Below are 23,748 nucleotides of genomic sequence, written 5' to 3'. Positions count from 1 at the left end.
CATGCCGCGCTCCCCCCTGCCCGAAAGCTGTATGTACGTAGCAAGAGGACCCCCATGACACCACCCCCGCACACCGGCGGCCTGCTCCTCCTCGTCGACGGCACCGCCGGTCTGCTCACCGTGGCCGCCGTCGGCATCGCGCTGCTGCTCTTCCTGATCATCCGGGTCCGGCTCCAGCCGTTCGTCGCCCTGCTCGCCGTCTCCATAGCCGTCGGTCTGCTCGCCGGCCTGTCGGTCACCGAACTCTTCGGCACCGTCCAGCGCTCCGACGCGGTCTCCACCATCGAGACCGGCATGGGCGGCATCCTCGGCCATGTCGCGATCATCATCGGCCTGGGCACCATGCTCGGCGCGATCCTCGAAGTCAGCGGCGGCGCCGCCGTGCTGGCGTCCCGGCTGCTCGGGCTGTTCGGCGAGAAGCGCGCCCCGCTCGCCATGGGCATCACCGGCGTCGTCTTCGGCGTCCCGGTCTTCTTCGACGTGGGCATCTTCGTCCTCGCCCCGATCGTCTACGCCGCCGCCAGGCGCTCCGGAAAATCGATCCTGCTGTACTGCCTGCCCCTGCTCGCGGGCCTGTCGATGACCCACGCCTTCCTGCCCCCGCACCCCGGCCCGGTGGCCACGGCCGGACTGCTCCGCGTGGACCTCGGCTGGGTCATCCTCATGGGCGTCGTCTGCGGCATCCCGGCCGTCCTGGCGGCCTGGGTGTACTCCGCCTGGATCGGCCGCCGGATCTTCGTCGCCGTACCGCAGGACATGGTCGAGGCGGCGGAGGAGGCCAGGCGCGCCGTCGAGCACGAGCAGCGCGAGCCGCGTGAACAGCCGGTCGCCCTCGGCACGGTGCTCGCCATCATCGGTACGCCGCTGCTCCTGATCCTCGCGGCCACGTTCTCCTCGATCGCCCTCGACCCGTCCACCCCGCGCTCGGTCATCGAGTTCTTCGGCCACCCCTTCGTGGCGCTGACGATCGCGCTGCTGCTCGCCTACTACGTCCTCGGCATCCGGCGTGGCTGGTCCCGCAAGTCCCTGGAGACGGTGTCCACCTCCTCCCTCAAGCCGGTCGGCAACATCCTGCTGGTCGTCGGCGCGGGCGGGGTCTTCGGCGCCGTACTGAAGGCGAGCGGGGTGGCCCAGGCGCTGTCGGACACCTTCAACGACGTGGGCCTGCCGGTGATCGCGCTGTCCTACCTGATCTCCGTGGTGCTGCGGGTGGCGCAGGGCTCCGCGACGGTGGCGATCGTCACCACCGCGGGCATCGTCGCGCCGCTGCTGGCGGAGGGGGACCACTCGCAGGCCTTCGTCGCCCTCGTCATCATGGCCATCTCGGCCGGGTCCATCTTCGCCTCGCACGTCAACGACGGCGGCTTCTGGATGGTGGCGAAATACTTCGGCATCAGCGAGCGGGACACCCTGAAGACCTGGACCGTCCTGGAGACGGTGCTGTCGGTGGTGGGGTTCGTGATGGCCGCCGGATTGAGCATCTTCGTATAACGATGCCGGTGCCGACTGTGTGCGGCACAGGATCGTCGACCATACTGCCCGCTGTGGAGCAGCGCATAGGATCGAGCAGCCAGCCCCTGGAGGGCGCCGGATTCGACCCGGCCTTCGTCCCCGGGCTCACCCCGCCCGTGTCCATGGAGAAGCGGGCGCAGGAGCCGGCGGAGCCCGAGGACGCGGACGCGAAGGCCGTGGAGGCCGCGGAAGCGGTCGAGGTCGTCAAGGAAGCGGTGGAGGAGGCAGCGGTGGAGGAGGACGAGACCGCCGCCGACGAAGTCGCCGACGACGGGCCGGTCTTCGAGGCCGCCGACCGCCGGGCGAGGATCGTCGCCGACCGCCGCGGGGTCCGGCTCTGCCTGGACGACCAGGAGTGCGAGTTCCGCTGGGACGAGATCGGCGCCGTGGAGACGGAGACCGCCCGCTTCGGCAAGCGGTACACCGTCACGGTGCACACTCCTGACCGCCGTTGGTACCCGATCGAGATCGAGGCGGCGGCCAGGAGCCGCTTCGCCGAGTGGGAGTCACAGCTCGACGCCGTGCTGGACGCCTACTTCGAGGAGTCCGACTAGCAGTACTCGACTAGCAGTACTGGGACTCCTTCCCGATCGACCGGTACATGCAGTCCGCGTTCTCCAGCAGCTGCAGCACCGCGTCCCGGTTGCGTGAGGTCTCCCGCTCGATCACCTCGTCGGGCGGGTAGAACCCACCGCCGGAGCTGGAGCGCGGATACATCTCGAAGGTGTACCCGAAGATCTTGTGGGTGCCCCAGAGGTAGTCGTCGATCGATCCGTCGGTGATGTACAGATCGCTGGCCTGTTCCGCCGTGTAGCCGTTGCTGGCCGCCATCTTGCCGCCGACCGTCGCGAAGGCGTTGCGGTCGTCGGCCGTCATCCCGGTCGTGGTGTCGGAGTAGGTGTACCCGAACGGCCACAGCACGAGTTCGCTGTAGGTGTGGAAGTCGATCCCGGCCTTGATCTGCTGCACGCCGCCGATGACCCGGCTGCGCACGAAGCTCGCCACGACCCGCACCTCGGGCGCGGACTCGGGCGCCGAACCCCGGTAGGTGTCCGAGGACGTGGAGCCGGAGGAGCCGCCGCAGCAGCCCCAGCGGTAGTTCCAGTTGCGGTTGAGGTCGGTACCGACGTAGGAGGAACCGGAGTTGGGCTGCCGGTTCTTGCGCCAGGAGCGGTACGAGCCGGTCGCGATGTCGTACTCGCCGCCGTCCGGGTTGATGTCGGGGATGATCCAGATCTCGCGGTTGTTCACCATGCTGGTGACCCGGGAGTCGGAGCCGTAGTCGGAGGTCAGCTCGCGCAGCAGGTACAGCGCCATCTCGACGGTGAGGTGTTCGCGGGCGTGCTGGTGGTGGGTGAACAGCACCTCCGGCTCGGACTCGTCCGTGCCGACGTTGTCGCTGATCTTGATGGCCGTGATGTTCCGGCCCTGGTACGACGTGCCGATCACCCGGGTGCTGGCGATGGCCGGGTTCGCCGAGACGATCGAGTTGATCGCGCTCGTCATCTCCGCGTAGTTGTGGTACCGGGAGTCGGCCGACGGGAAGTCGAGCAGCCGGGCGTCGTCCGCGCCGCCCGAGCGGTCCGGTACGGCGCCGAGCGGCGTGACCTCGTAGCCGAGGCCGCGCAGGGTGCGGATCTGGTCGGCGCGGCCGGAGACCACCAGGCCGTGCGCGTCGACCTCGTCCACGGTGACGCCGGTGCGCTGGATCGCGGTGCGGTCCCTGGCGGTCGAGTGGGTGTGGATCTCGTACTGGCGGACGGTGTCGGCGGAGGGCGCCGGCCGGGTGCCGCTGTCGGCGTTGGCCGTGACGGTCGCGGAGAGGGGTGCCGCGAGGGCCAGGGCCAGGAGGGTGGCGAGGGTGGCGGTGCGTCTGCCGCCGCGGGCGCCTGAGCCTCGTATGCGAAGCCGCATGAATTCTCCTTGTGTCTCCAGGGCTTCCGGGATCTCCGGAAGGCGGGGAGTGGAGCAGGGGGGTGGTTCAGCGACGTACTGGTGCGGGTGGCGCTCATCGTCCGTGCGTGGCATGAGCGGGTCAAGATGGAAAACGGCCGCGATGGCGGGAACCCGTCTCGGGGGCGTCGAGCGGGCAGTGTACGCGTGCGGGCGGCATGTGACGCGGGCCTGGCGGAAGGTGCACTCGGGCGGGTGAGGCTCGTGTGCGGGTGCGGGTTGGAGGAGGGACAGTGGGGGGTCCCTGGCCGAGAGGGGGGCCGGACTCCGGCTCGGTCCTCGGACCGCGATCCCAGAGAACTGGACTGGCTGATCATGGGCGGATCGGCGCCACGACAGGACGGCCTCGCGGTCGTCCCCGGCTCGCCCGAGCCGACCAGCTTCGTGGACCGGCGCGCCGAACTGGCTGCTGGGCGGCGGCTGTTGGCCAGATCGCGCCTGGTCACTCTGACCGGGCCCGGTGGAGTCGGCAAGACCCGCCTCGCCACGCGCCTCGCGGACCGGGTCCGCGGCGCCTTTCCGGACGGGGTCCGGTTCGTGGGGCTGGCGGGACTCGACGACCCGGCCCTCGTCCCGCACGCCGCCGCCGACGCGCTGGGCCTGCACGACCACAGCGGGCGGCCCCCGCTGGACGCGCTCGCCGGGCAGCTGGGGGAGCGGCGGCTGCTCCTCGTCGTCGACAACTGCGAACACCTGCCCGCCGCTTGCGCGGAGCTGATCGCCGCGCTGCTCCACGGCACCCCGCACGTGCGGGTCCTGGCGACGACCCGGCACCGGCTGGGTCTGCTCGGGGAGCACCTTCTGGAGCTACGGCCGCTGCCGGTACCCGACCCGGACGGTGACCTGTCCGACGCCCGCCGCCATCCCGCGCTCGCCCTGTTCGCCGACCGGGCCGCCGCCGTGGACCCCGCCTTCCGGCTCACCACGGACAACCGGGCGGCCGTGGCCCGCCTCTGCCGCCGCCTCGACGGACTCCCGCTCGCCATCGAACTCGCCGCGGGACGCCTGCGGGACCTCGGACTCGACCAGCTGGAGGCGGGCCTGGACACCCGCGGGGAGCTGCGCGCGACGGTCGACTGGAGCCACTCGCTGTGTACGGCGGAGGAACAACTGACCTGGGCCCGCGCGTCGGTCCTGGCGGGCGGCTTCGACCTGGAGACCGCGGAGGCGGTGTGCGCGGACGGGGTACGGCTGCGCCCCGCGGACGTCGTGGAGGCGGTCACCGCTCTGGTGGACAAGTCGGTGCTGATCAGGGAGACGGCGGCCGGAATCGTGCGCTACCGCCTCCTCGACACCCTCCGCCACTACGGTCTGGCCCGCCTCCGCGCCCTCCCCGGCGAGGAACCCACCGCGCGCCTGCGCCAGCGAACGTGGATGCAACACCTGGCCGACACCTACGAACGCGCATGGTTCGGCCCGTCCCAACGCCACATCGTGGCCCGCCTGAAAGCCGACCAGGACAACTTGCGCACAGCCCTGAACTTCAGCCTTTCGGGCTGGGGGGAGAGGGGCGAGGGGTCCGGGGGGTGGGATGAGGGGTGCGGGGCCGGGGGGGAAGGGGGCGGAGGGCTTCGGTTGGTGGGGGCTCTGTGGTTCTACTGGCATGCCTGTGGGGCTCCTCGGGAGGGGCGGTACTGGGTGGAGCGGGCTCTGGCGGTCAATCCCGAGCCCACCGCGGAGCGGGCCCGTGCGCTGTGGGTCGCGGGGCTGCTCGCCGCCGTCACCCGGGATCTGGTGCACGGCCGGCGGCTCGCCGAGGAGGCCCGCGCCCTCGCCCTCGCGCTGGGCGACGAGGCCGAGGCGGCGCACGCCGGTTACGTCATCGGCGTCATCACCCTCTTCCTCGACGACCTGCCCACCGCCCTCGCCCACTTCGAGGCCGCCGCGGAGCGGGGCCGCGTCCCCGGCCAGCACCTCAGCCTCGTCGGCCTGGAGCGCGTGGAACTCGCCTGCGCGCTGGGCTTCCTGGGCGAGGCGGACCGGGCCGTCGCCGTCTGCGAGGAGGCCCGCCGGCTCTGCGAGCGGCACGGCGAGGAGTGGGTGCACTCGTACGTACTGAGGATGCTCGCCCTCGCCCACACCGTGCGGCGGGACTGGCCGGCCGCCGCACGCCACGCCCACCACGCCCTGCGCCTCAAACTCGCCGTCCACGACGTCACCGGCATCGCCCTCACCCTCGACCTCTTGGCCCGGATCGCCACCGGGACCGGCGCCCACGAGCACGCGGCCCTCCTGCTCGGCGGCGCCGACCGGGTCTGGTCCGACATCGACCGCGACCGCTGGGGCTCGGCCGCCCTGCGGACGCCCCGCGAGGACAGCGAGCGCCGCGCCCGCGAGGCCCTCGGCGAGCCGGCGTACGAGAAGGCGTACCGGTACGGCCGCGAGCTGGAGCTGACGGAGCTCGTGGGGCACGCGCTCGACGAGGGCCGCGGCACCCCGGACCCGGCCGACGGGCCGAAGGGCTCCCACCTCACCCCCCGGGAGTCCCAGGTGGCCGACCTCGTGGCCCGGGGCCTGGCCAACCACCAGATCGCCGACCGCCTGGTCATCGCCCGCCGCACCGCCGAGGGCCACGTGGAACGCATCCTCGGCAAGCTCGGCCTCGACAACCGCAGCCAACTCGCCGCCTGGGTCACCGCCCGGCGCTGAACCACCACCGCACACGGCACAGACAGGGGAACGCGTGAGCAGCCAACCGCAGGTGTTCGACCACCGCATGACCGCCCCCGGCACCGACGACGCCTTCGTGGCCGCCGCCGTCCCCTTCCTGGCCCACGCCCTGGACAGCCCCGGCGAACCCCCGCCCGTCGCCGTCGCCGCCCCCGCCAAGCTGGACCTCCTGCGGGACGCCCTCGGCGCCGACGCGAAGAGCGCCGTACTCCTCCCGCACACCGACTGGTACACCGGATCCGCCGCCAACGCCGTGGCCCAGGCGGCCGGTTACCTCGCCGCGCACGCCGGCCCCGGCGGCCGTATCCACCTGCTGATGGAACCCGTCTGGAACGGCCGCGCCGGACGCTCACCGCGCGAGAGCGCCGAGTGGATCCGCTACGAGGCCCTCGCCAACCTCCTGTTCGCCCCGTTTGCCACCACCGCCCTGTGCGTCTACGACACCCGCACCGCCGGCCCCGCCCTCATCGCCGAGGCCCGCCGCGCCCACCCCGGCACCGGCGTGTACGAGGACCCGGTACGGCTCACCGCCGAGCTGGACTCCGTACCCCTGCCACCACCCCCCGCGGACGCCCGGCGGCTGACCGGCGCGGACGCCGGGGCGGTACGGGCCTGGGCGGGCGGCAGCGGACTGCAGGACGCGGACGCCGAACTGTTCGCGCTGGCCGTCACCGAGGCGGCGGCCGCGCTCGGCCCGCTCACCGGCGTCCGGCTGTGGGGCGCGGCACCGGCCTGCGTCTGCGAACTGCGCACCGCCCGCCGCGTCGACGACCCCCTGGCCGGCTTCGTCCCGCCGGACACCGGCGAACTGGAACCGGGCCAGGGCCTGTGGTACGCCCGCCAGGTCTGCGCCTACGTCGACGTCCGGGACGACGCGGCGGGGGCGACCGTACGCCTGCAGTACGGATAGGACACGGGGGCCGCGGCCGGGGAAACAGGTATATCTACCCGTGCGCCCCGCCCGCGGCCCGACGACCATGGACAGCATGCTGCAACTCCGGAACGGCTCCCACCGTCGACCGCCCGTCGGAGCCGGTCATCTCACCGTGGAGTACGACCCCCGCCCCTCCGCGGTCCGCGAGGCCCGCAAGGAGGTGCGCAGCCGGCTGGAGGGATGGGGGCTCGCGGGCCAGGACGAGGTGCTGGACACCGCGGAACTGCTGGTCAGCGAGTTGGCGACCAATGCGCTGCTGCACTCGGCGAGCCGCTTCCGGGTGACGCTGTCCGCCGCGCAGGGCGTGCTGCGCTGCGAGGTGCAGGACGCCGGCCGGCGCACCCCGCAGGTGCTGGAGGCGGGCAGTTCGGAGAGCGGGCGGGGGATGTTCCTGGTGGACGCGCTGGCCCGCAGATGGGGCTGCCATCAGGACGGGCAGCGCAAGACGGTGTGGTTCGAACTCTGACGCGCCCTCTTGTCGGCCCGGCTCCGCTGCGGTTTCTTGATCTGCATGGCGGACAGCTCGGGAAACCCTCAGGCATCACAGGCCCACGCAATCGACTCCTCTCCCCGCAAGTCCAGTTGGAAGTACATCGGCCCCGGCATCGTCGTCGCCGCGACCGGGGTGGGCGCCGGCGACCTGGTGGCCACGCTGATCGCCGGCAGCAGCTTCGGGTACACGCTGCTGTGGGCCGCGATCATCGGCTGCCTGGTGAAGATCTCCCTCGCCGAGGCGGCGGGCCGCTGGCATCTGTCCACCGGCCGCACCCTCTTCGACGGCTGGGCGAGCCTCGGCCGCTGGACGACCTGGTTCTTCGTCGGCTACGTCGTCATCTGGGGCTTCGTCTACGGAGCCGCGGCGATGTCGTCGAGCGCCCTGCCCCTGCAGGCCCTCTTCCCCGATGTGATGGACCTGGAGTGGTGGGGGATCGCCTGCGGCCTGGTGGGCCTGGTCTTCGTCTGGTTCAACAAGTACGCCGTCTTCGAGAAGGTCATGACGGTCCTGGTGGGCGTCATGTTCGTGGTGACGGTCTACCTGGCGATCCGGGTCACCCCGAACCTCGGCGACGCCTTCGCGGGCCTGCTGCCGGTGCTGCCCGACGCGGACGACTCCGTCCTGAACACCCTCGGCCTGATCGGCGGGGTCGGCGGCACCATCACGCTGGCCGCGTACGGCTACTGGGTCAACGCCAAGGGCTGGACCAACACCGGCTGGATGAAGGTGATGCGCCTGGACAACCGGGTCGCCTACGCCACCACCGGCATCTTCGTCGTCGCGATGCTCTTCGTCGGGGCGGAGCTGCTGCACTCGGCGAACATCGCGCTGGCGAGCGGGGACAAGGGACTGCTCCAACTGAGCGACATCCTGGAGGAGGAGTACGGCACGGCGACCGCCAAGTTCTTCCTGATCGGCTTCTTCGCCACCTCGTTCACCTCGTTGATCGGCGTCTGGCACGGCGTGAGCCTGATGTTCGCGGACTTCGTCGAGCGCTACCGCAGGGGTGACGCGACCCGTGGCGAGGACATCGCCACCGGCCGCCGCGAACGCAACCTGCCCTTCCGCCTCTACCTGCTGTGGCTGACCTTCCCGCCGATGATCCTGCTCTTCCAGGGCCAGCCCTTCCGCCTGATCATCATCTACGGCGTCCTGGGCGCGGCGTTCCTGCCGTTCCTGGCCGGCACCCTGCTCTGGCTCCTCAACTCCTCCCGCACACCCCGGGAGTGGCGCAACGGCGCACTGAGCAACTCCATGCTGGCGATCGCGGGCCTGCTCTTCCTGGTGCTGTGCGTGAAGCAGATCTGGGACCAGCCGTGGTCGGAGTTCTTCTGACGGACTCCGGCCACGGCCTGGGGGGTGGCGGTGCCTACGGCAGCGCGTGCACGTGCGGGCCCACCGCGTTGGACCACGCGTTGCCCGCCGTGGCGTCCCAGTTGGTCGACCAGGTCATCGCGCCGCGCAGGTCGGGATAGGTCCTGGACGGCTTGAAGGACCCGCAGTTGGTGCCCTTCGCCAGACAGTCGAGCGCGTTGTTCACCACGGCCGGTGACACATACCCGCTGCCCGCGCCCCGGGTCGAGGCCGGCAGGCCCAGGCCCACCTGGGACGGGGCGAGGCCGCCCTCCAGCTGGATGCAGGCGAGGGCGGTCAGGAAGTCGACCGAGCCCTGGCTGTACACCTTGCCGTCGCAGCCGAGCATCGACCCGCTGTTGTAGTACTGCATGTTGACGACCGTGAGGATGTCCTTCACGTTCAGTGCCGTCCGGAAGTAGGAGTTCGACGTCGACTGCATGTCGATGGTCTGCGGAGCCATCGTGAGGATCATCGACGGTCCCGCCTTGGCCGACAGCGCCCTGAGCGCCTGGGTCATGTAGGTCGCGTTGAGCCCGTTCTCCAGGTCGATGTCGACGCCGTCGAAGCCGTACTCCTGCATCAGCGCGTACACCGAGTTGGCGAAGTTCGTCGCGGACGCGGAGTCGTTGACCGACACCGTGCCCCGCTCGCCGCCGACCGAGATGATGACCTTCTTCCCGGCCGCCTGCTTCGCCCGGACGTCCGCCTTGAACTGGTCGACGGTGTACCCGCCGAGCCCGGCCGAGTCGAGGGTGAAGGTCACCGCGCCCGGTGTCCCGGTGGCGTCGGCGAAGGCGACCGCGATGATGTCGTACTGCGCCTGGACGTCCGACAGCTTCTGCACCGCCGCGCCGTTGTCGAAGTTCTGCCAGTACCCGGTCACCGCGTGCTTGGGCAGCGCGGGATTCGTCGGTGTCGCCGTGGTCGTCCCCGTCACGGTCGCCGACTTCGGCGACTCACCGGCCGAGTTCACCGCCGTGACCTGGAAGGAGTACGAGGTGGAGGCCGCGAGCCCGGTCACCGTGGCCGATGTGCCGGTGACCGCCGTGACCTTGGTGCCGCCCCGGTAGACGTGGTAGCCGGTCGCGCCCGGGACCGTGTTCCAGGCCAGGGAGATCGACGACGAGCTGCGTCCGGACACCGTCACCCCGCCCGGCGCGCCCGGGACCGTCGGCTCCGGGTCCCCGCCTCCGCCGCCGTCGGGCCCGAACACCGAGACGTCGTCGGCGAAGTAGGCGGCCTGGCCGTACCAGCCGTGCGTGTACACCGTCACCGACCGGGTCGCGGAGCCGGTGGTGAAGGTGGTGGCCAGCTGCTTCCAGTTGCCGGAGTCCGGCGTCCACGTCGACACGTCCGTGGTGCCGGTGCCGGTGACGCCCAGATAGGCGTACCCGCCCCGCACCCACGCGCTGAGCGTGTACGTCGCGTTCGGCTGGACCGCCACGGCCTGGGTGCAGCGGGCGTTGTCCTGCCCGGCCGGGGTCGCCTTCAGCGCGGCCGAGCCGCCGTGCACCGGCGAGGAGACGGCCGTACCGCTGCCCGCGGAGCAGGTCCAGTTGGACAGGCCGGACTCGAAGCCGGCGTTCCTGGCGTTGTTGACATCGGCGGCGGAGGCCTGGCCGGTGCCCGCGAGGGAGAGGGCGAGCGCCAGGGTGACGGCACCCGTCCAGAGACGTGTCGATCGTCTGCGTATGGACATGTCAAAACACGTTGGTCCAGACCAATCCCCTTGTCAAGAGCAAGCGCCGAGATGCTCAACGTGCCCCGGTTTGGCGCAACTTGTGAAACGCCAGTTCCTTCATAGCTACAGAAACGCTGTTCTCCGGTCATGAACCCGTGGATACAGTGCTCACGTAGTCACGCAGTGAAGTCGGCTGTGTGTCCTGGGTACCGGAGTGACGCCGGTCGGGCCGGCGGGCATGGGAGTGGGGAGCTGCGCGTGCCAACTGCCATCGCCGTGACCAGTGCCGACCTGGCGCTGCCGCCACAGGACGAACGGACCGTCCCCGCCGTCGTGCTCCAGGGCCTGGACCGGCAGCCGCTCGACCGCTCCCTGACCGCCCTGCAAGCGGTCGTAGAGCAGCACGGTCACCTCATCGTCGTCTGCTCCGAGGCCCTCGACCCCGCCGTGGAACGCCGGCTGCACACCCTGCGCGCCCTCATGGAGAGCGACCGGATCGCCCTCTTCCGCCCCGAACTGCCGCCGCTCGGACTCGCCGTCCTGGTCCGCCAGCTGCGCCAGCTCGCCTCCTGCGACCTCAGCCCCGGCGTCCTCGCCTCGGCGGGCCGTCTGCTCACGCACTACATCCACGCCGGGGCGCTCCTCGGCTCCGTCGCCAGACTCGACCGCGTCCCCGTCGGGCTCAAGTCCCACACCAGGTCATGGGTCCCGGGCAGCCAGTTCGGCGTCCTCGCCCACCCCGAACCGCAGCTCGTCCGGATCGGCCCCGAAGCCGCCCTGACCGGGCCGGAGTTCGGCACCCGGATGCTGGTCGCCAAGGGCCAGCTCCAGTCCGACTGGGTCACCGACACCCTGGCCAGGTCCTGGAGCGTCCAGGGCCTGCGCGAGGTGCCGCTGCCCGCCGAGTCGGAGCGGTGGTGGGGGACGGGACGGCTGATCGAGTTCTGCGCCTACCTCTCCGACCTGTCCGTGCTCTACCAACTGGTCACCTCGGTGCGCCGGAGCGCCTGCCACTGGTGCGGCATCGACGTCATCGGCGACCGCTGTGTGTTCTGCTCCGCCACCCCGCCCGTACCCGAGACCCGCGCAGGCTGACCGAACCCGGAAGCCGCATCAGACCGATCCCGACCGATTCCCCCAATGAGGTTGCACGGTTCATGAACTCCCGTCAGCGCCGCGGCGTGATACTCCTGATCCTGTCGGTCGTCTGCGCCCTCGGCGCCTTCGCCGGCGTGCTGTCCGTCATCGACGACGCCGAGTCCAAGGTCGGCCCCGAGGTCACCGCCTACCGGCTCAAGGAGGACGTCGAACCGTACAAGCCCCTCGACGCGGCCCAGTTCGAGAAGATCTCGATGCCCGAGCGGTGGCTGTCCGACAACGCGGTCACCGATCTCCGCGAGATCGAGGGCAGGATCGCGGTCACCACCCTCAAGCAGGGCTCCCTGCTGCAGAGCGACATGATCGTCGCCCAGCCCGCCCTGAAGCCCGGGCAGCAGGAGGTCGCCATCATGATCGACGCGGCGACCGGGGTGGCCGGCAAGATCACCCCGAACTCCACCGTGAACGTCTACGCCACCTTCGAGGGCGAGCGGGAGGGTGCCCCCGCCCAGTCCAAGATCATCGTGACCAACGCCAAGGTCCTCGACGTGGGCGACCTGACCGCGCTGAAGCCCGACGCCGACGACCGCGACCGGCAGCCCACCGACGCCGTCCCGATCACCTTCGCGCTGTCCACCCTCGACGCCCAGCGCCTCACGTACGCCGAGTCGTTCGCCCAGCGGGTCCGCCTCGCGCTGGTGGCGCCCGGCGGTGGCGGCACGGTCCCCGAGTCGGACCGGACGTACGAACTCGCGAAGGACAAGTGAGAGGCCCGCATGCCCACGAGGATCCTCCCGGCGGTCGGTGACGCGGACGCGGTCCGGTCGGTCACGACCCTGCTCAGCCAGCTCCCGGACGCCGAGCCGGTCGCCCCGGTGGTCGACTCCACCCAGCTGATCGACACCCTCGCCCGGCTGGCCGCCGAGTCCGTCGACGAACTGCCCGAGGTCGTGGTCGTCCATGAGCGCATCGGCCCGGTCCCCGCCCTGGAGCTGATCCGCGAAGTCGCCCTGCGCTTCCCGGCGGTCGGCGTCATCCTCGTCACCTCGGACGCGAGCCCCGGCCTGTTCCAGGCGGCGATGGACTACGGCGCCCGCGGCCTCGTCGCCCTGCCCCTGCACTACGAGGAACTCGCCACCCGCGTCCAGGCCGTCGCCCAGTGGTCGGCGGGCGTACGGCGCCATCTGGGCGGCGCCATCGAGGTGTTCACCGGCGTCGGCGGCACCGTCGTCACCGTGAGCGGCGCCAAGGGCGGGGTCGGCACCACCGTCGTCGCCATCCAGCTCGCCCTCGCCGCCCAGGCCTCCGGCCGCCCCACCGCCGTGCTCGACATGGACCTCCAGACCGGTGACCTCGCCTCCTACCTGGACGTCCAGTTCCGCCGCTCGGTCGTCGACCTCGCCGGCATCTCCGACATCTCCCCGCGCGTCCTGGCCGACGCCGTCTTCCGCCACGACAGCGGGCTCGCCCTGCTGCTAGCCCCCGGCGAGGGCGAACGCGGCGAGGAGGTCACCGACCGCGCCGCCCGGCAGATCGTCAGCGCCCTGCGCGCCCGCTACGAGGTCGTGATCGTCGACTGCGGCGCCCAGCTCAGCGGCGCCGGAGCGGCGATCGTGGAGATGGCCGACACCGCCCTGCTGGTCACCACCCCGGACGTGATCGGCGTCCGCGGCGCCAAACGCGCCGTCCGCATGTGGGACCGCCTGCAGATCCGCAAGGCGGAGGAGACCATGGTCGTCGTCAACCGCCACACCCGCGGCACCGAGATCCAGCCCTCCCTGATCCGGCAGATCACCGGCACCGCGCTCGCCGCCACCACGATCCCCGCCCACTTCAAGGAGCTGCAGAGCGTGGTGGACGCCGGCCGCCTCCACGAACTCGACGCCAAGGGCACCGTCAAGCAGGCCCTGTGGACCCTCGCGGGCGAACTCGGCCTGGTCAAGGCCGCGGCGGTCGACCGCCGCGGCGGACGGGGCTCGGTGAGCTTCCGCCGCCGCAAGGAGACTGGGGGGTAGACATGCGCGCACTCCGCCGCGGAGCCGACCGGGGCCAGGTCACCATCGAGTTCCTCGGCATGACCCCGCTGATCATCCTGACGCTCGTGCTGATGTGGCAGTGCGCGCTGCTCGGCTACACCTTCACGCTCGCCGGCAACGCCGCCGACGAGGCCGTACGGGCGGGCACGGCCGCCGACCCCGGCGCCAGACAGGGCGCCTGCCAGGCGGCGGGCCTCGACAAGCTGCCCGGCGCGTGGGAGGGCGGCGCGCAGGTGACCTGCACGACCGGCGGGGGGTATGTGACCGCCGAGGTCCGGCTGGAGGTCCCGGTGCTGTTCCCCGGGTCGATCGGCTTCCCGTTCACGGTGGAGGGGCAGGCGGGGGCGGTAGAGGAGGCGACGGACTGAGATGCCGTACGAACGCATTCACCGTGGCTGTGACCGTGACCGTGACCGTCTGCGGGCACGCCCCCGTGACCGTGGCCAGGTGGCCCTGGAGTACCTGGGCTTCATCCCCGTACTGATCCTGGTCGCCATGGCGGCCATTCAGATCGGGCTCATCGCCTACACCGCCCAGCAGGCGGGCACCGCCGCCCGGGCCGGGGCGCGCAGTGCCTCGCTGGAGGGGCCCTTCGCGCAGGACTGCCAGGCCGCGGTGAGCGGCTGGCTGGCCGACGGGACCGCGTGCGCGAGCGCCGGGCTCGGCGACGAGGTACGGGTCACCGCGACCGTCGACATCCCGTCCATCGTGCCCGGCTGGGACTTCGGCGCCGCCACCAAGTCCGCCACCATGCCGCTCGACCACTGAGGAGCACGAGAGCCATGAGCCTGCGGGCCCGCATCAACACTCCCGAGGAGAACGGCAGCAAGGGCGAGGACGGCCATCTGGTCGCCTCCTACCGGGCCAAGCTGCTGGAGGAGATCGACCTCGCGGAGATGAGTTCGCTGGCCGCGGCCGAACGCCGGGCCCGGCTGGAACGCGTCCTCGGCCACATCATCAGCCGCGACGGTCCCGTGCTGTCCACGGTCGAGCGCTCGCAGCTGATCCGCAGGGTGGTCGACGAGGCACTGGGCCTGGGCATTCTGGAGCCGCTGCTGGAGGACGCGTCGATCACCGAGATCATGGTGAACGGCCCCGACGCGATCTTCGTCGAGCGGGCGGGCCGGGTGGAGCAACTGCCCCTGCGCTTCCCCTCCCACGAGCAGCTGATGCAGACCATCGAGCGGATCGTGTCCACCGTGAACCGGCGCGTCGACGAGTCGAACCCGATGGTGGACGCGCGACTGCCCTCGGGCGAGCGGGTGAACGTGATCATCCCGCCGCTCTCCCTGACCGGCGCGACCCTCACCATCCGCCGCTTCCCGCGCTCCTTCACCCTGCACGAGATGGTCGGCCTGGGCTCGCTGGACGAGCAGATGGTGTATCTGCTCGCGGGCCTGGTGCAGGCGAAGTTCAACATCATCGTCTCGGGCGCGACGGGCACCGGAAAGACGACGCTGCTCAACGCCCTGTCCGGGCTGATCCCCGAGGTCGAGCGCATCATCACGATCGAGGACTCGGCGGAGCTGCAACTCCAGCAGGGCCATGTGATCCGCCTGGAGTCCCGCCCGCCGAACGTGGAGGGCCAGGGCCGGGTCACCATCCGCGACCTGGTCCGCAACTCCCTGCGGATGCGCCCCGACCGCATCGTCGTCGGCGAGGTCCGCGGCGGCGAGTCCCTGGACATGCTCCAGGCGATGTCCACCGGCCACGACGGCTCCCTCGCCACCGTGCACGCCAACAGCACCGAGGACGCGCTGATGCGGCTGAAGACGCTGGCCTCCATGTCCGACGTGGAGGTCCCCTTCGAAGCGCTGCACGACCAGATCAACAGCGCCGTCGACGTCATCATCCAGCTCACCCGGTTCGCCGACGGCGCCCGCCGCATCACCGAGATCGCCGTCCTCGACAGCCACGGCGGCGAACCGTACCGACTGGCCACGGTCGCCCGCTTCAACGCCCAGCCGATGGCGGCGGACGGCCGGGTCTACGGCGTCTTCGAGTACTACCCGCTCCCGCGCCGCACCGCGGACCGCCTCTACATGGCGAACCAGCCGGTGCCGCAGGCGTTCGGCGTGGCACGGACCGTGGAGCAGTTGGCCATCCGAGCGGCCAGGTAGGAAGGAGCGGAACCGATGGAATTCCAGACGCTGATCACGCTGACCACCGGCATCACCCTGCTGACCTGCGCCCTGGCGGTGGCGGGCCTGCACGCCTGGGCGGCCGGCCGGGCCCAGCGCCAGGCACTGGTGGAGCGCCTCTCGGCGACCGGCCAGATCACGGCCGGGGGCCGCCGGCGCCGCTTCGGCGACCTGGACCGCAGACTGCGCCGTACGAAACCGGGCCGGAAGCTGGAACTGCGGCTGGCGGCGACGGGCCTCGACGTGACGCCGGGCGAGTTCTTCGTCTACATGCTGGCCGCGGTGGCGGGCCTGTGGCTGGTCGGCCAGGCGACGCTGGCGCCGTTCTTCGGCCCGATAGCGGGGCTGCTGGGGGTGTGGGCGGCCGTCCAGTTCCTGAACTGGCAACGACAGAAGCGCATCGAGAAGTTCATCAACCAACTCCCCGAGCTGGCCCGCATCCTGGCCAACGCCACCCAGGCCGGGCTCGCGCTGCGCACGGCGATCGGCATGGCGGCGGACGAGCTGGAGGCACCGGCGGGCGAGGAACTGTCCAAGGTGGCCAACCAGTTGGCGATCGGCGCCTCCATGGACGACGCGCTGGGCGAGCTGGCGGACCGGCTGCCCTCGCGGGAACTGGTGGTGCTGGTGACCACCCTCGTCCTGTCGAACCGGGCGGGCGGCCAGGTGGTCAGCGCCCTGCGCAACCTGACGGAGACGTTGGAGGAGCGGAAGGAGACCCGCCGGGAGATCCGCACCCAGCTCTCCCAGGTGAGCATGACCTCGTACGCCGTGCCGGCGCTCGGCATCGGCTCCCTGTTCCTGATGAACGGCGTCAAGGACGGCGCACTGGACCGTATGACCGGCTCACCGGCCGGCCAGGTGGCGGTGATCGTGGCGTTCGGGCTGTACGTCATCGGCTTCGTGATGATCCGCCGTCTGTCGCGGATCGACGTCTAGGGGGGAGGGCGGACCATGACGGCTTTGCTGCTCGCCCTGCTGATGGGACTGAGCGTATGGGGTGCCTTCGCCGGCATCCGCATGTACCGTGCGGACGCGAAACTCCCCGGTGACCTGCAGCTGGCGCTGGAGGTGGGCGCCACGCGCACCGGCGCCGTGGACTCGGTGATCGACCGCATGGGCATGCGGTACGCGCCGGCGGTCCTGCGCCTGATGGGCCCGAAGCAGGTGGCCAAGTACCGCCGCAAGATCGACCTGGCGGGCAACCCGGGCGGCCTCACGATCGACCGCTACGCGGCCCGGCGGGCGGTGTACGGCTTCCTGGGCGCGGTGGGCGGGCTGGTGTTCCTGATGCGGGGCCAGTATCTGGTGACCCTGCTGCTCTTCGCCTTCGGCGCCTTCTGGACCGAGGTCGGCATCTGGTCGGCGATCCGGATCCGCAAGGACGTGATCGAACGGACCCTGCCGGACTTCCTCGACGTACTCGCGGTGGTGGTGAGCGCGGGCCTCGGCTTCCGGCAGGCACTGGACCGCGTGGCGTCCCGCTACGAAGGCCCCTGGGCGGACGAACTCCGCATCACGCTGCGCCAGATGGACCTGGGCATGAGCCGCCGCCAGGCGTTCGCGGAACTCCGCCGCCGGAACGACTCGGAACAGGTCGCGATGTTCGTGACCGCCCTCCAGCAGGGGGAGGAACTGGGGGCGCCGATCGTGGACACGCTGGTGGCGCTGGCGAAGGACATGCGCAGGACGGACGCGCAGAACGCCCGCCGGAAGGCGGCGAGGGCCGTGCCCAAGGCCACGATGATGATCACGACGTTCATGGTTCCGGCCACGATGATCCTGCTGGGGGCGGGGCTGCTGCTGGGCTCGGGGACGGACTTCGGCTCCATCACGGGGGAGTAGGTGACGGTCATGGGCATGGGGCTTGGGTCAGGGCTGGGACCGGGAGTCGGGGTGCGGGTGAGGGGGCTGGGAGTGGACGCCGGTGCCGGTGCCGGTGCCGGTGCCGGTGCCGGTGCCGGTGCCGCTGCCAGTGCAGGTGCAGGTGCCGGTGTCTGTGCTGCCGTAGGCACGGAGGCCGTTGCAGCTGTGCCGGCGCGCCCCCAGGACCCCACCCTCGCCCTCCAGATAAACGCCCTCCAGGCAACCACCCGTATGGTCTTCGGCTTCCGGCTGGCCATGCTCGCCCTCTCCGCCCCCGCGGCCCTGCTGAACGCCGCCCCCGGACTGGGCACCCGCCTGGTGGGCGCCGCCGTGGTGGTCACCTTCATCACCAGCTACGCCCTCTTCAGGGACTGGGAACGCTTCGGCCCCCTGCTCCTGCGCCACCCGACCCTGCTGGCCCTGGACACCCTCTTCGGCGCGCTGCTCCTGGTCTCGGCGGGCCCGGACACCCCCCTGGCCTACGTCAGCGTCTGCACCCCCCTCCTCGCCGGCATCGCCTACGGCTACCGAGCCGCGGCCGTCTTCGCCAGCCTCCAGTCGCTGATCCTCCTGCTCGTCTACGCCACCACGGCGGAAGCCGACACCAGCCTCGCGGAGAAGCTGCTCCTGCCCGGGTTCTGTGTGATCACCGGCGCGGGCGGCTCCGCCCTGCGCAACCTCGTCCTCCGCTTCGGGGCGGCGACCCAGGCCCTGGCCGAAACCCGGGCCCGGCTGGCGGCCACCGAGGCCGTGGCCGCCGAACGGGCGCGTCTGGCACGGGAGATGCACGACTCGGTGGCCAAGACCCTGCACGGCGTGGCCCTGGCGGCCGACGGCCTGGCAGCGACAGCGGCCACCACCCCCCAGAACCCCGCCCTGATCACCCGACAGGCGGAACTGGTAGCCCGAGCCAGCCGCAGAGCGGCCACGGAATCCCGAGAACTCCTGGTGGACCTGCGCCGCCACGAGCCCTCGACAACGACGGACGTCCTCGAGGAACTGGCAGCAAGGACGGCCGACTTCACCACCCGTACAGGCGTCCCCACCACCTACCACCCCACCAGCCCCGCCACTCCCACCCCGCCCCTGCCCGCCGCGGTGACCCGCCAACTCCTCTCCATCGCCGCGGAGGCCATGGAGAACGCCCACCGCCACGCGACCCCGACCAGCGTGGACGTACGGGCGGGCGTGCAGGGTGATCTGCTGCGCATCAGCGTGTACGACGACGGTCGCGGCCTCCCGCCGGAAACCACCCTCGAACAACTCCGCAGAGCGGGCCACTTCGGCCTGATCGGCATGGTCGAACGGGCCGCGTCCGTGGGCGCCCGGATCCGGATGGGCCGCGGCGACCACCCGAAAGGCACGGAAGTCCTCCTGGAACTCCCCCTGGCGCCACGAAGGACATGACGGCATGACACACCCCCACTTCCCCAGAACCGCCCCCGCGCGCCCGCTCCGCGTAGTGGTGGCCGACGACAACCCGGTGGTCCGGGCCGGCCTGACGGCCCTGCTGACGGGCCGCAGCGACATCACGGTCGTAGCCGAAGCGGCGGACGGCCAGGAGGCGTACGAGGCGGCCCTCCAGCACCGCCCCGACGTCGTCCTCCTGGACGTCCAGATGCCCGGGGTCGACGGCCTCGCGGCACTCCCGTACCTGGTGGCCATCGCGCCGGTGATGATGCTGACGTACAGCAGGGAGTCGGAGACGGTGGAGGAGGCGCTGCGCAGGGGCGCGAACGGTTACCTGGTCCATGGCGAGTTCACGGCTGCGCAGCTGGTGGACGCGGTACGGGACGTCAGACAGGGCAAACCCCACTTCACGCCGACGGCGGCGGACGCACTCCTGAGCCAGCTCCGCAGGGGTACGGATTCGCAGCAGCATACGGAATCCAACGCTCCACCGACCGAATTCCGCGAACCTCTTTCGCAAGTGCAACCAAATGTGGGAGAGTCGTCTTCGGGCAGGGCGAGGTTCCAACTCAGCGCGAGGGAGGCGGAGATCATGAACCTGATCGCCACGGGCATGACGAACCAGCAGATCGCCGCCACCTGCTTCATCAGCGAGAAGACGGTCAAGAACCACATCAACCGCATCTTCGCCAAGCTCCACAGCACCACCCGGGCACAGGCCGCCGCCAAGTGGCTGGGGGTGAACTGAGATGCCCCGCATCTGGGCCCACCTTTGGGCCCACGGACCCTCGTCCCCGCACCTCCAGCGGCCCTACGGTTCCGGCACCACAGCCGCAACCGAAGGGACACCCCATGAACAACCGCTTCAACATGAACGACAAGGGCCAGACGGCGGTGGAGTACCTGGGGATCATTGCGGTGGTCGTTGCGATCGTGTTGGCGATCACGGGGACGGATATCGGGCAGACCATTTACGACGCCATCGTGGACAAGGTCGACGAGGTAACCGGTTGATCAAAGTTCGCAGGTACGGCGATTCAGGGCAGGCGTTCCCCATCTACATCACCGTGGTGGGGGCCCTGCTCTTTCTCGCGTTCGCCTACCTGGCGGTCGGCCAGGCCGCAGCGAACCGGAACGGTGCCCAGACGGCAGCCGATGCGGCTGCGCTTGCGGCAGCGCAGGACACCCGGGACCAGCTTGCGGGTAAGTGGGTGGAGGACGTACTCGACCCGACCCAGTGGCAGGACATCTTTGACGGCCTTGTGCCTGGACTTGAGCCGTCGTGCTGGCGGGCGGACGAACTCGCCGCGCAGAACGACGCGCATGTCGAGTCGTGTGATCAGACCGGCCCTCTGGAGTACACGGTCGACGTCCAGACGGACAAGTCCGTCGGTGACTCCATCGTCCCGGGCACGGAGGGCAAGTACTCGCGGGCGTCAGCCAAGGCGGTGATCGAGTTCCGTTGCGGATTCGAGCTCCCGGGCGAGGGTGCCGAGGACGAAGAGCTGCCGGTACTCACCTGCGAGGACGAGGACTGGGAGCTGGATCCGGAGGACCTCATCGATCTCCCGGGCCCGGAAGACCTCTTCGACGTCCATCTGGCTGACTGACAACCGAACGACGAGGGATGAAGGAAACAGAGGCATGAGCATTCGGTTCACTACGAAGGCCCGCAGGGGGATGGTCGCATTGACCGTTGCGGCCGGTCTGGCCGTCGGTGTGGCCGGCTGCGGTGGTGGGGGTGACGACGACAAGAAGCCGGAGTCGTCGGCATCAGCCTCAAAGGACAGTGGGTCCGCCCCGGACGCTCAAGAAGGAACGGACGAACCACTGGCTGAACTGAGGGGGGAGGAAGGACTTGTCCTCAGGCTCACTTCTGCCCAGAGGGACTCAGGGGGATTCGTCACGGTCAGCGGAGAACTGAAGAACGACGGCGATGAGCCCGCTCGCGTGTCGGTCAGAACCTCGGGTGACGAGACCGAAATCCTCAGGCACGGATCGTCGCTGGGCGGAGCAACGCTGGTCGACTCTGCGAGCAAAAAGCGCTACTACGTGCTGCGTGACACTGACGGCCGACCGCTGACGACGACCGACATGCCCAGGATCAAAGCAGGAGACTCCATCCCCGTCTTCATGCAGTTCCCGGCGCCCCCCGCAGACACCACCGAAGTCAGCTTCCAACTCCCTACATTCGCTGCGGCTTCCATCCAGATCTCCGGCTGAGGCACCGCTATGACGACCAAAAACCTCACCTCAGCCATGGCCGCAGCCACCGTCATGCTCGCCACGACCCTCTACGGCGTCACGGCGGCCCACGCCGACGACAATCCCAGCGTCCCCCCAGGCACCGAAGCCACAGCCGCCGCCCCCGTCGAAGTCGACCCCAACGACCCGGACCTGAAGCTCCCCGAGGGTGCGACGCTCGCCGAAGCGAAGGTGCTGGACATCAAGCAGGTCGTCGAGGACCAGAGCGGAGACGAACGCCGCGAGGACACCAATGCCGACGTGAAGTTCGCGCTCCAGGCGGAAGTGCTGTTCCCCAAGGACAGCGCGAAACTGAACGGCGAGGCAAAGGCCCGCATCGCAGCGATCGCTGAAGAAATCAAGACCCAACAGGCGACAAAGATCCGTGTCTTCGGCTTCACGGACAACCTGGGCTCCTCGGCCCACGGCGATGCCCTCTCCAAGCAACGTGCCAACGCCGTGGAGGACATCCTGAAGGGCGAATTGAACAACCCGAACATCACCTACGAGGTCCGCGGTTACGGCGAGCAATACCCCATCGCATCCAACGACTCGGAGTCCAGCCGCAAGAAAAACCGAAGGGTAGAGGTCTCCTTCCCCCGCACGGACGACTGACGTGACGCCACCACGGGGCCTCGGAAGACGGCCGTAGCCCCGCCGCCCCCTCAGCCGTCCACACCCCCCACTGCTGTCGCCTCCACCTCCACCCGTGCCCCCACCTTCAGCCCCCACCCGGCCATGGCCCCGGCCTCCGTCTCCAGGACGTGTCGGGCTCGGGGGCGGGGGAGGCCGAGGCGGCCCGGTTTCATGGTGCGTACGGCGATGACGCGGAGTCGGCGATCGAGGTACGCGACGTCGATGGGCATCCGCATGCCGATCGTGTGCACGCTGTTGGCGGGGGAGAGCAGGAGGGCGCCCTCGACCGAGTCCCGCCCGAGCAGCCCGCGCCTGCGGGCCCGGTAGGACGTGGCGATTTCCAGGGGCAGCTCGCGACCGCGCGTGGGCGGCGACGACTGGTCCAGAACGATCAATTTCCCGCACCCGTCAACCCATTGCCGCCCCATGGCCGAGTACATCCCCACTCTGGGGCAACCTAGTCGGGCGGCCAGCCAGCCCCGCCCGGTCCGCTACACGTACGACTGGAGCGTTCCGCGTCGCCGAACATCCAGCGTCGCGCAGTGGAACGAGCCGCCGAACGGGGCGTAGTGCAGCAGGTCGCACGGCACCGGCTCGAAACCCCAGGACTCCAGCGCGCGCAGCATCGACGTGTGGTGCCGTTCCGCGATCACTCGCTTCTCGTCGAGCATGAGGACGTTCATGCTGAGCCACTTCCCGCACATCGAAGTGATCTTCAGCAGCGGCTCGTCCAGGGGATCGGGCGGGGGAGCGACCAGTACCTCCCACGAGCGCAGGACGTCGGGCAGGCGGTCGGCATCGACGTACTCGGGGTTGATCAGGACCTTGCCGGGGCCGAGCGGCACGAACGTCGTGTCGATGTGCATGGGGGCGCGGCAGCGGCTCTCGATCTCATGAATGCGATAGTCCGGCCCGAGATGGCGGCGCAGCCATTCGATCCCCATCCGGTTGGTGACATTGCTTCGCGTGACGAAAAGATCACGCCCCGCGCGCACGAAATCGGCCGCGTCGAATACGGGCTCGAATTCGGTGAGGATGTACCGCATGGGCTCGCCGTCCGCAGGGACCCGGAAATCGGGGTCGAACAGTTCGTCGGTGAGCTGGGGTTTCGGCGCGGACGTCCACCGGGCGCCGCGCCGGAAGTAGTCCTTGAGGATCGGGCGGTAGGAATGCGTCTCGAAATACCGGCACGGCCATGCCATCGGGGTCTCGATGATCTCGTCGCCGATGACGAGCATGCTGTCGCGAGGGCAGGTGTTGCAGAATCCGCGGGACGACCAGTCGGGCGTATGGAAACGCCGGTGGTGATCGACCGCGTCCGGTCGCTGGACCGTGATGCCGAAGGACTCCAGCAGCCCGACGAACTGCTCGATCTCCTCCTGCGCCCGCTCGACCAGCATGCGCGGGTACCGCGCGCCGGCGGCCAGGCCCTGCAGTCGCGCCGCCCACCTCGGAATATTGCAGGTCACAACGGGGTGACTGGACGGGATGGTCGCCCCGTCGAGCCGTCCGACGATGATTTCCTCCAGTGGGTCCCACTCATTGTGGGAGCTGACCGGAGAGGCGAGGTGCTCGGCGGGGGCCACGGCCGAGGCGGGCGATGACTGCAACATCACATGGGGTCCACTCTCGCTCGGCGGAAGTCGAACTCTTTGCATCTATCGAGTCACCCGGAGCCCGTTTTCAAAACAGTGCGCGTTCTCGCACGTTCTCCT

General features: G+C 70.3%; 24 protein-coding genes. 20 read left to right on the top strand and 4 right to left on the bottom strand.

Going from position 1 to position 23,748, the window contains the following annotated elements; genetic code table 11:
• Positions 1–54 precede the first annotated feature (54 nt).
• Together ACWD11_RS01430 and ACWD11_RS01425 are read left to right on the top strand one after the other, a co-directional pair.
• Positions 55–1,491 (top strand): GntP family permease, encoded by a 1,437-nt coding sequence (locus ACWD11_RS01430; RefSeq protein WP_451280601.1) that lies wholly within the window; start codon positions 55–57, stop codon positions 1,489–1,491.
• Positions 1,492–1,544: 53 nt separating this feature from the next.
• Positions 1,545–2,066 (top strand): hypothetical protein, encoded by a 522-nt coding sequence (locus tag ACWD11_RS01425; protein ID WP_389415187.1) that lies wholly within the window; start codon positions 1,545–1,547, stop codon positions 2,064–2,066.
• A 10-nt stretch (positions 2,067–2,076) separates the two neighbouring features.
• On the opposite strand, the gene ACWD11_RS01420 is transcribed toward ACWD11_RS01425, so the two are convergent.
• Entirely contained in the window at positions 2,077–3,426 is a 1,350-nt protein-coding gene (locus ACWD11_RS01420; RefSeq protein ID WP_389415186.1) for a M14 family metallopeptidase, read from the bottom strand.
• A 354-nt stretch (positions 3,427–3,780) separates the two neighbouring features.
• Here ACWD11_RS01420 and ACWD11_RS01415 point away from each other — a divergent pair, with 354 nt between their 5' ends.
• From ACWD11_RS01415 to ACWD11_RS01400, 4 genes are all read left to right on the top strand, one after another.
• Positions 3,781–6,114, top strand: coding sequence for an ATP-binding protein (locus ACWD11_RS01415; protein WP_451280598.1), 2,334 nt, complete (start codon positions 3,781–3,783; stop codon positions 6,112–6,114).
• A 34-nt stretch (positions 6,115–6,148) separates the two neighbouring features.
• Entirely contained in the window at positions 6,149–7,045 is an 897-nt protein-coding gene (locus ACWD11_RS01410) for an anti-sigma factor RsbA family regulatory protein (RefSeq protein WP_389415184.1), read from the top strand.
• 76 nt (positions 7,046–7,121) lie between these two features.
• Positions 7,122–7,535 carry an ATP-binding protein gene (locus tag ACWD11_RS01405; RefSeq protein WP_389415183.1) on the top strand — a complete coding sequence of 138 codons (414 nt, stop codon included), beginning with the start codon at positions 7,122–7,124 and terminating at the stop codon, positions 7,533–7,535.
• Between the two features lie 45 nt (positions 7,536–7,580).
• Positions 7,581–8,900, top strand: a complete 1,320-nt coding sequence (locus ACWD11_RS01400; protein ID WP_451280595.1) for an Nramp family divalent metal transporter — start codon at positions 7,581–7,583, stop codon at positions 8,898–8,900.
• 34 nt (positions 8,901–8,934) lie between these two features.
• On the opposite strand, the gene ACWD11_RS01395 is transcribed toward ACWD11_RS01400, so the two are convergent.
• Positions 8,935–10,620 (bottom strand): chitinase, encoded by a 1,686-nt coding sequence (locus ACWD11_RS01395; RefSeq protein ID WP_451280593.1) that lies wholly within the window; start codon positions 10,618–10,620, stop codon positions 8,935–8,937.
• A 240-nt stretch (positions 10,621–10,860) separates the two neighbouring features.
• Here ACWD11_RS01395 and ACWD11_RS01390 point away from each other — a divergent pair, with 240 nt between their 5' ends.
• From ACWD11_RS01390 to ACWD11_RS01325, 14 genes are all read left to right on the top strand, one after another.
• The gene (locus ACWD11_RS01390; RefSeq protein ID WP_451280591.1) at positions 10,861–11,697 is read left to right on the top strand and encodes a hypothetical protein; all 837 of its coding nucleotides are present in this window, start codon (positions 10,861–10,863) and stop codon (positions 11,695–11,697) included.
• 62 nt (positions 11,698–11,759) lie between these two features.
• Complete coding sequence (gene cpaB / locus ACWD11_RS01385) at positions 11,760–12,467, top strand: Flp pilus assembly protein CpaB (protein ID WP_451280589.1); 708 nt, start codon at positions 11,760–11,762, stop codon at positions 12,465–12,467.
• A gap of 9 nt (positions 12,468–12,476) precedes the next feature.
• Positions 12,477–13,715 (top strand): AAA family ATPase, encoded by a 1,239-nt coding sequence (locus ACWD11_RS01380; protein ID WP_451280587.1) that lies wholly within the window; start codon positions 12,477–12,479, stop codon positions 13,713–13,715.
• Between the two features lie 2 nt (positions 13,716–13,717).
• A complete protein-coding gene (locus ACWD11_RS01375; protein WP_389415178.1) occupies positions 13,718–14,104 on the top strand; it encodes a TadE family protein in 387 nt (128 codons plus the stop codon).
• A 1-nt stretch (position 14,105) separates the two neighbouring features.
• The gene (locus tag ACWD11_RS01370; RefSeq protein WP_451280585.1) at positions 14,106–14,504 is read left to right on the top strand and encodes a TadE/TadG family type IV pilus assembly protein; all 399 of its coding nucleotides are present in this window, start codon (positions 14,106–14,108) and stop codon (positions 14,502–14,504) included.
• 14 nt (positions 14,505–14,518) lie between these two features.
• Positions 14,519–15,856 (top strand): CpaF family protein, encoded by a 1,338-nt coding sequence (locus ACWD11_RS01365; RefSeq protein WP_389415176.1) that lies wholly within the window; start codon positions 14,519–14,521, stop codon positions 15,854–15,856.
• A 15-nt stretch (positions 15,857–15,871) separates the two neighbouring features.
• Complete coding sequence (locus tag ACWD11_RS01360) at positions 15,872–16,816, top strand: type II secretion system F family protein (RefSeq protein WP_389415175.1); 945 nt, start codon at positions 15,872–15,874, stop codon at positions 16,814–16,816.
• A gap of 15 nt (positions 16,817–16,831) precedes the next feature.
• The gene (locus ACWD11_RS01355) at positions 16,832–17,722 is read left to right on the top strand and encodes a DUF5936 domain-containing protein (RefSeq protein WP_389415174.1); all 891 of its coding nucleotides are present in this window, start codon (positions 16,832–16,834) and stop codon (positions 17,720–17,722) included.
• Between the two features lie 252 nt (positions 17,723–17,974).
• A complete protein-coding gene (locus ACWD11_RS01350) occupies positions 17,975–19,150 on the top strand; it encodes a sensor histidine kinase (RefSeq protein ID WP_451281117.1) in 1,176 nt (391 codons plus the stop codon).
• 4 nt (positions 19,151–19,154) lie between these two features.
• Positions 19,155–19,901: a response regulator gene (locus ACWD11_RS01345; protein ID WP_451280582.1), complete on the top strand. Its 747-nt coding sequence runs from the start codon at positions 19,155–19,157 to the stop codon at positions 19,899–19,901.
• A 104-nt stretch (positions 19,902–20,005) separates the two neighbouring features.
• Positions 20,006–20,167 carry a Flp family type IVb pilin gene (locus ACWD11_RS01340; RefSeq protein WP_250077404.1) on the top strand — a complete coding sequence of 54 codons (162 nt, stop codon included), beginning with the start codon at positions 20,006–20,008 and terminating at the stop codon, positions 20,165–20,167.
• Positions 20,167–20,763: a pilus assembly protein TadG-related protein gene (locus ACWD11_RS01335; protein WP_451281115.1), complete on the top strand. Its 597-nt coding sequence runs from the start codon at positions 20,167–20,169 to the stop codon at positions 20,761–20,763. Before ACWD11_RS01340 ends, ACWD11_RS01335 begins: the two co-directional genes overlap by 1 nt.
• Before the next feature lie 34 nt (positions 20,764–20,797).
• Positions 20,798–21,376 (top strand): hypothetical protein, encoded by a 579-nt coding sequence (locus tag ACWD11_RS01330; protein ID WP_451280581.1) that lies wholly within the window; start codon positions 20,798–20,800, stop codon positions 21,374–21,376.
• A 36-nt stretch (positions 21,377–21,412) separates the two neighbouring features.
• Positions 21,413–22,012, top strand: a complete 600-nt coding sequence (locus ACWD11_RS01325) for an OmpA family protein (protein WP_451280579.1) — start codon at positions 21,413–21,415, stop codon at positions 22,010–22,012.
• A gap of 50 nt (positions 22,013–22,062) precedes the next feature.
• On the opposite strand, the gene ACWD11_RS01320 is transcribed toward ACWD11_RS01325, so the two are convergent.
• Complete coding sequence (locus ACWD11_RS01320; RefSeq protein WP_389415169.1) at positions 22,063–22,461, bottom strand: DUF192 domain-containing protein; 399 nt, start codon at positions 22,459–22,461, stop codon at positions 22,063–22,065.
• A gap of 63 nt (positions 22,462–22,524) precedes the next feature.
• Complete coding sequence (locus ACWD11_RS01315) at positions 22,525–23,646, bottom strand: amidinotransferase (RefSeq protein WP_389415168.1); 1,122 nt, start codon at positions 23,644–23,646, stop codon at positions 22,525–22,527.
• Between the last annotated feature and the right edge of the window lie 102 nt (positions 23,647–23,748).

This window comes from Streptomyces sp. NPDC002776 (assembly GCF_053592195.1).
This window is presented reverse-complemented; position numbering and strand designations above follow the sequence as displayed.

Excerpts from the sequence above, each read along its gene's own strand:
- ACWD11_RS01380 (WP_451280587.1), top strand. The coding sequence starts at position 12,477 with ATGCCCACGAGGATCCTCCCGGCGGTCGGTGACGCGGACGCGGTCCGG.
- ACWD11_RS01360 (WP_389415175.1), top strand. The coding sequence starts at position 15,872 with ATGGAATTCCAGACGCTGATCACGCTGACCACCGGCATCACCCTGCTG.
- ACWD11_RS01355 (WP_389415174.1), top strand. The coding sequence starts at position 16,832 with ATGACGGCTTTGCTGCTCGCCCTGCTGATGGGACTGAGCGTATGGGGT.
- ACWD11_RS01370 (WP_451280585.1), top strand. The coding sequence starts at position 14,106 with ATGCCGTACGAACGCATTCACCGTGGCTGTGACCGTGACCGTGACCGT.
- cpaB (WP_451280589.1), top strand. The coding sequence starts at position 11,760 with ATGAACTCCCGTCAGCGCCGCGGCGTGATACTCCTGATCCTGTCGGTC.
- ACWD11_RS01315 (WP_389415168.1), bottom strand. The coding sequence starts at position 23,646 with ATGTTGCAGTCATCGCCCGCCTCGGCCGTGGCCCCCGCCGAGCACCTC.
- ACWD11_RS01395 (WP_451280593.1), bottom strand. The coding sequence starts at position 10,620 with ATGTCCATACGCAGACGATCGACACGTCTCTGGACGGGTGCCGTCACC.
- ACWD11_RS01415 (WP_451280598.1), top strand. The coding sequence starts at position 3,781 with ATGGGCGGATCGGCGCCACGACAGGACGGCCTCGCGGTCGTCCCCGGC.
- ACWD11_RS01365 (WP_389415176.1), top strand. The coding sequence starts at position 14,519 with ATGAGCCTGCGGGCCCGCATCAACACTCCCGAGGAGAACGGCAGCAAG.
- ACWD11_RS01345 (WP_451280582.1), top strand. The coding sequence starts at position 19,155 with ATGACACACCCCCACTTCCCCAGAACCGCCCCCGCGCGCCCGCTCCGC.
- ACWD11_RS01375 (WP_389415178.1), top strand. The coding sequence starts at position 13,718 with ATGCGCGCACTCCGCCGCGGAGCCGACCGGGGCCAGGTCACCATCGAG.
- ACWD11_RS01420 (WP_389415186.1), bottom strand. The coding sequence starts at position 3,426 with ATGCGGCTTCGCATACGAGGCTCAGGCGCCCGCGGCGGCAGACGCACC.
- ACWD11_RS01330 (WP_451280581.1), top strand. The coding sequence starts at position 20,798 with ATGAGCATTCGGTTCACTACGAAGGCCCGCAGGGGGATGGTCGCATTG.
- ACWD11_RS01340 (WP_250077404.1), top strand. The coding sequence starts at position 20,006 with ATGAACAACCGCTTCAACATGAACGACAAGGGCCAGACGGCGGTGGAG.
- ACWD11_RS01325 (WP_451280579.1), top strand. The coding sequence starts at position 21,413 with ATGGCCGCAGCCACCGTCATGCTCGCCACGACCCTCTACGGCGTCACG.
- ACWD11_RS01430 (WP_451280601.1), top strand. The coding sequence starts at position 55 with ATGACACCACCCCCGCACACCGGCGGCCTGCTCCTCCTCGTCGACGGC.
- ACWD11_RS01400 (WP_451280595.1), top strand. The coding sequence starts at position 7,581 with ATGGCGGACAGCTCGGGAAACCCTCAGGCATCACAGGCCCACGCAATC.
- ACWD11_RS01320 (WP_389415169.1), bottom strand. The coding sequence starts at position 22,461 with ATGGGGCGGCAATGGGTTGACGGGTGCGGGAAATTGATCGTTCTGGAC.
- ACWD11_RS01405 (WP_389415183.1), top strand. The coding sequence starts at position 7,122 with ATGCTGCAACTCCGGAACGGCTCCCACCGTCGACCGCCCGTCGGAGCC.
- ACWD11_RS01350 (WP_451281117.1), top strand. The coding sequence starts at position 17,975 with ATGGTCTTCGGCTTCCGGCTGGCCATGCTCGCCCTCTCCGCCCCCGCG.